The sequence below is a fragment of the Streptomyces sp. CNQ085 genome, assembly GCF_022614595.1.
Lineage (GTDB): Bacteria > Actinomycetota > Actinomycetes > Streptomycetales > Streptomycetaceae > Streptomyces.
This window is the reverse complement of record NZ_JAJFAU010000014.1, coordinates 47285-52473: the sequence shown is the minus strand read 5'-3', so window position 1 is coordinate 52473 and position 5189 is coordinate 47285. Positions and strand designations below refer to the sequence as shown.

At 72.2% G+C, this 5189-nt stretch carries 6 protein-coding genes and 1 pseudogene; 1 reads left to right on the top strand and 6 read right to left on the bottom strand.

The window, feature by feature from the left end; genetic code table 11:
* Positions 1 to 186: 186 nt before the first annotated feature.
* Positions 187 to 345 (bottom strand): hypothetical protein, encoded by a 159-nt coding sequence (locus tag LJ221_RS04970; protein WP_241714048.1) that lies wholly within the window; start codon positions 343 to 345, stop codon positions 187 to 189.
* A gap of 209 nt (positions 346 to 554) precedes the next feature.
* Between LJ221_RS04970 and LJ221_RS04965 the strand changes: the two genes are divergently transcribed.
* Positions 555 to 1583 (top strand): LacI family DNA-binding transcriptional regulator, encoded by a 1029-nt coding sequence (locus LJ221_RS04965; protein ID WP_241714045.1) that lies wholly within the window; start codon positions 555 to 557, stop codon positions 1581 to 1583.
* A gap of 22 nt (positions 1584 to 1605) precedes the next feature.
* On the opposite strand, the gene LJ221_RS04960 is transcribed toward LJ221_RS04965, so the two are convergent.
* The 5 genes and pseudogenes from LJ221_RS04960 to LJ221_RS04940 form a co-directional block, all read right to left on the bottom strand.
* On the bottom strand, positions 1606 to 2505 hold the full coding sequence (locus LJ221_RS04960) for a macrolide 2'-phosphotransferase (RefSeq protein ID WP_241714043.1): 900 nt from the start codon (positions 2503 to 2505) through the stop codon (positions 1606 to 1608).
* Positions 2506 to 2686: 181 nt separating this feature from the next.
* A pseudogene (locus tag LJ221_RS04955) lies at positions 2687 to 2794 on the bottom strand (VOC family protein); the annotation flags it as partial.
* A gap of 111 nt (positions 2795 to 2905) precedes the next feature.
* Positions 2906 to 3292, bottom strand: a complete 387-nt coding sequence (locus LJ221_RS04950) for a toxin-antitoxin system, toxin component, PIN family protein (protein ID WP_241714041.1) — start codon at positions 3290 to 3292, stop codon at positions 2906 to 2908.
* Positions 3282 to 3938 (bottom strand): DUF433 domain-containing protein, encoded by a 657-nt coding sequence (locus LJ221_RS04945; RefSeq protein WP_241714039.1) that lies wholly within the window; start codon positions 3936 to 3938, stop codon positions 3282 to 3284. The genes LJ221_RS04950 and LJ221_RS04945 overlap by 11 nt, the downstream gene beginning before the upstream one ends.
* Before the next feature lie 82 nt (positions 3939 to 4020).
* The gene (locus LJ221_RS04940; RefSeq protein ID WP_241714037.1) at positions 4021 to 4980 is read right to left on the bottom strand and encodes a hypothetical protein; all 960 of its coding nucleotides are present in this window, start codon (positions 4978 to 4980) and stop codon (positions 4021 to 4023) included.
* Positions 4981 to 5189 lie beyond the last annotated feature (209 nt).

Sequence of the window (5189 nt, the reverse complement as noted above, 5' to 3'; positions counted from 1 at the left end):
TCACTGTCGTGCTGGTTGATCAGTGTCTGGGCCATGTCCACGGTGAGGGTGTAGTCCCCCAGCTCGCCCAGCACCTTGCGGAACTCCACCGCGGTGACCAGCCCGTCCCCGTCCAGGTCGAAACGTGTCCTCACGGCGGCGGGCGCCGACGCACGGGAGCGGGGTGAGCCCCGAGGGCGGTACGCCTCAGGGGCGTCCCGGCCCCCGGCCGCGCAGCCTGCTCAGCGCCTGCTTGGCCTGGGACCGCTTCCTGGGATCGGAGGCCATCCTCCTGGCCTTCGAGGTCAGTCGGCGGCCCTGCGGGGTTCGGGAGAACATGGCGATCTTCCTCAGAATGCCCGGCACGGTTCCTCCAGTTGTTCACGGGTGCCCGCCGTGGCGAGCCGCACCCTTTGCGCTCGGTTGTCCTCATCGCCTCCTACCCCCGGCGGGCTCGGGTGATGTGTGAGGCATTCCCGGAGCCGTGCCACGGTCCTGTGAACACGTGTTCCCGGTGGGAGTGGGCCGCTCTAGGATGAGCCCCGGTTCGCCGGCGACCGCGAGGGGGAGAAGCGTTGAAGCGTCCCACGATGGTGGACATCGCCCGCCGTGCGGGGGTGACCAAGAGCGCGGTGTCCTTCGCGCTCAACGGCCGCCCGGGGGTGTCGGAGGCGACCCGCGCCAGAGTGCTCGCCATCGCGGAGGAAGTGGGCTGGCAGCCCAACAGCGCGGCCAGGGCCCTCTCGGACGGCAGGGCCGGGGCCTTCGGACTGGTGGTGGACCGCCCCGCCCGCTCCCTGGGCATCGAACCGTTCTTCATGCAGCTGGTCTCCGGAATCCAGAGCGAGCTGTCCGGGGACGGCACCTCCCTGCTGTTCACCGTCGCGTCCGACGCGGACGCTGAGACGGCCACCTACCGGGCCTGGTGGGCACAGCGCAAGGTCGACGGCGTGTTCCTGGTCGACCTGCGCGTGGACGACCCCCGGATACGCGCCCTGGAGGAACTGCGCCTGCCCGCCGTGGTGATCGGCGCGCCCGTCGGCACCGGAAGCCTGCCGGCGGTGTGGAGCGACGAGGCGGCGGGGGTGCGCACCGCCGTCACCCACCTCGCCGACCTCGGACACCGCTCCATCGCCCACGTCACCGGGCCCGCCGTCCTGCGGCACACCGCGCTCCGCACCGATGCGTTCGCCGCCGCCACCGCCGAGCGCGGCGTCACCGGCCGGAGCGTGGAGGCCGACTACAGCGGCGAACAGGGCTGCGCCGCCACCCGCGCCCTGCTGGAGGGCGACGGCCGCCCCACCGCGATCCTCTACGACAACGACGTGATGGCCGTTTCCGGCCTGAGCGCCGCTCAGAGCCTGGGCGTCCGCGTCCCCGAGGACGTCTCCCTGGTGGCCTGGGACGACTCGCCGCTGTGCGGGCTGGTCCACCCCGGGCTGACCGCGCTGCGCCGCGACATCGCCGCTTACGGCGCCCTGTCCGCCCGCCAGCTCAAGGCCGTCGTCGCCGGCCACCGCGTCGAGCACCGCCGCGCGCCCGGCCCCGCCCTGACCGTCCGCGCCAGCACCGCCGCCCCCTCGCGCGACGCGGCGCGGCTGTAGTCAGCCGGCGCCGGGCGGGGCGTCAGACCTCGGGGTTCAGCATCGCGGCCGCAGTGGCCCGGTCGGTCTCTGCGCCGGTGGTCAGCGCGTACAGGGCGTACCCGATCGGGGAGGCGTCCCACAGGTGTCTGGCCTGGGCCGCCAGGCCGGGGTGGACGTGCCCGCCCGCCCGCTCGTACGCGGTGAGGGTGGCCTGCAGCGTCTCCTCGCCCGTGGCGCCGTACTGGAAGGGCAGGTCACGGGCGGGGTCGTCCACGCGGGCGGTGGTCCAGTCCAGGACCCCGGTGATCGCACCCTCCTCGTCCAGCAGCACGTGCGCGGGGTAGATCTCGCCGTGGGTCATCACGGTCCGCTCGGGCCAGCAGGTGTCGTCCTCGATCCAGGCGTGCCATGCCTCGGCCAGGGAGGGGGAGACGGTGAAGGCCTCGCTCACACGGGCGATGTCGTCCCGCCACGCCTGACGCACCCGGGCCGGGGTGCGGACCTCGACGCCCGCGGCCCCGGCCCGCTCCGGAGCTGTGGAGTGTAGACGGGCCAGCAGGCGCCCCAGGCGCTCGGCGTAGTCCGGGCCGGCGGGGTCCATGTGCCAGTCGGGCTCTCCGGTATCGGTCAGGGTCAGGCCCGGGGCGCCGGGCAGGGCCGGGTAGGCGATCAGCTCGGGGGAGCGGACCTGCCAGTCGGGGACCGCGACACCGTCCTCGGCCAGGACGGGGGCGACCAGGTCGAGGATGCGCCCCTCGGCGGCCATGCCCTCGGAGACGTCGGCCCGGCGCGGCACGCGCAGCACCCACCTGCGGCCGCTCGTGTCAAAGGCCATGACGACCCGGTAGTCCAGGCCCGCCTCGTTCACGGTGGCGTCCCGCGCGGACAGGTGCAGTCCGTGGACGGCGGCCAGAGCGACGATGTCGTCGATCGTGTTCATGGGCCCACGCTCCCATCCGCGCCCGTGCCGCCTCCAGTCCTTTTCCCACGGCCCGTTCTGCGGAGCGGCCGCTCCGGAGCGACACGGCCCGCTCCCGACCGTTCTCGCCTGCCAGATCAACTTGCCGACCGCCCGGCGCACCGGCCCGTGCCCGGTGAACACCAGCCCGGACACGGAAGCGTCAAGAGTCCATGGCCGCCCGGTCGGCCTCACCGCGCAGGACGCAGAACTCGTTCCCTTCGGGATCGGCCAGGACGTGCCAGCTCTCGGTACCGGTCTGGCCGGCGTCGATGACGATTTCGCTGACGCGGCATGCCATGGCCGTCACCTTATGCGGGGCAGGGGGGCTCGTGTTCTTCACACCTGCTATGGCGATTCTGCGCTCTTCCAGGGGAAGGCATCAGGGCCATGTGCGCTCGATGCGGTCGCGCCGCACGGCATAAGCGGCGGGGCCACCCCGCACCACGGCCCGGTGAATCGCGTCACGGTGTGCGTCGAGGCGTTCGACCATCTCGATACTGCGGAGCTGCTGGTTGTCGAGGTAGAAGAGCACTGCCTTCCGGTCCAGGACGGGCTTGATCTCCAGGTCCCGTGTCTTGATCCGGCCGTCCTTCGACAAAGGGATCCAGGACTGGTCGAGCCCGTAGGTGATCCATTCCTCATCGGGGATGTCCTGCGCGTCCGCCGGGAAGACATCGACGATGCGGTGAACGATCCACCCGCGCGCCTTCAGCTCATCGGCGACGCGACGTCCGAGGTTGCGGTCGAGGAAGAACTCAGGCGGCAAGACGCACCACGGCATGACACAGGGCGTCGACCTGTTCGGGGGACATGTCGAAGTCGTAGGCGATGTCCTCGACCGACTCCCCGGCCTCCCACAGATCGGTGATGGACTTGACCGGAACGCGATTCGCCGCGACGACAGGCCGACCGTGACCGAATCGCGGATCGATCACGACGGGAACGGTCTGCGGATACTGCCTCAGCCGCAGACTCGTGGGGAAGTCGTCGTCGGCGTCCCACGACAGGTAACGGAGGTAGTCGGACACGACCTCGTGAATCGGGGCCTGCCCGTCCCGGGCCCTGCGCAGATCCCCGAAACCGTGCTCGATGAAGATGTCCACACCGTCCGTGGCGATCCGCTTCGACACCAGGCCGTAGGGGGTGGCGAAGGCGTTCCGCACGGCCGCCGCGGCCTCCCTGATCTCGCTCATCCGCAGGCCGAGCGAGCGCAGGGACCGCAGGACGTGGGCTTCGGCCACGGCGACGAACGGTACCGAGGGCTGCCCCCTCCGTACCGGCTCCACCTGGTGCACCAGAGGGGCGCCGGCGGCCTTTCCCTTCAGCCAGGACGCGAGGGTCGATGACGGAATCTCCAGGTAGGAAGAGGTTTCCGCAGGCGTCAGCAGTCCGTCCGTGAACCTGTCGACCATGATCGACCTCCCGTTGTCGTCAGGCCCCGCATCGTCGCACGTCCAGCCTCCCACCTGGGGCTGGGCAGGACGCATTCGGCTTTCAGCAAGCCACACGCGGCGCCCCCTCGGTGGCTGCGGCCGCCGCCTCGGCCTCGTACCGGCAGTCGCGGCACAACTGGCTGGGCCGGGCCGCGCGGATGGCGCGTTCGCAGCCGTCGCAGGTCTGGAGGGGCAGGACGGCGGGCTTGGCGGGCGGCGGGGCCGAGGCGGGCGCGGGCAGGGGCGGCTCGCCGAGGCGGAAGGCCAGGATGCGGGCCGGGCGGGCCAGGAAGCGTTCGGGCAGGCCGGCGGTGAGCGTCTCGGTGATCCTGGCGGGGGACACGCCCGCCGCGAGCCACTGGGCCACGTCCGGGGCGAGCCGGGCGGCCTCGCTCCCGGAGAGGATCAGCCGGGGGTCGGCGTTGCGGAGACAGGCCAGGACCCGCACCGCGTCCGGATCGGCCTCGCCGAGTGGAGCAGGCGGAGCGGGCTGGGCGGGCGGAACCTGCCGCGACCGCACCACCGCCGGGAGCGGGTCCGGGGGAGCGGCGGCCGGAGCCGGGGGAGGCGGCAGGGGCGCCGGGCCGGAGGCCGTACGCGGAGCCGGTACCGGCACGCGGACGGGCGCGGGGCGGGGCCGGCGGCCGGGCGGCGGGGTCGGGTCGTTGTCGCCCGGCGGTACGTCGTGGAAGTAGGTGCGGGTACGGACCCGGCCGTCCGGCCCGCGCTCGCGCCGCCGCTCCAGGTGCCCGGACGCCTCCAGCTCCCGCAGAGCGCGGGAGATCAGGATCTCGCCCTCGGAGAAGTGCTCGCACAACGCGGTGATGCTCACCGGGGCGCCGTCCGGCAGGGATGCGATGTACGCCGCGACCCCGATGGTGACCGCGCTGCCGGGCCGCTGGGCGAGGACGTTGGCGAGAACGGTGAAGTTGGCGGTGAGGCGGGTGCGTACGTGGATCACGCCGGATGCCGGTGCACCGGCGCGGGCGCGTGAGCGCGCGCTAAACTGCGAGTCAGCCATCGGGAAGGTCTCTGCTTCCTGATCGGTGAGGCCCTCGGACCGGGATGGCAGTCCCGACCGGGGGCCGCAACTTTTTGCGGTTGTCGCGATGAACGTAACCACCCGCTTTTCAAACCCGCAAGCTCGTCACCCGTACGGGTGACGAGGGGAAAGGGTGGGTGGGTGGGAGGTTCTTTCTCCCGGTTCTTTAAGGGAGTCCGTGGCCCGGG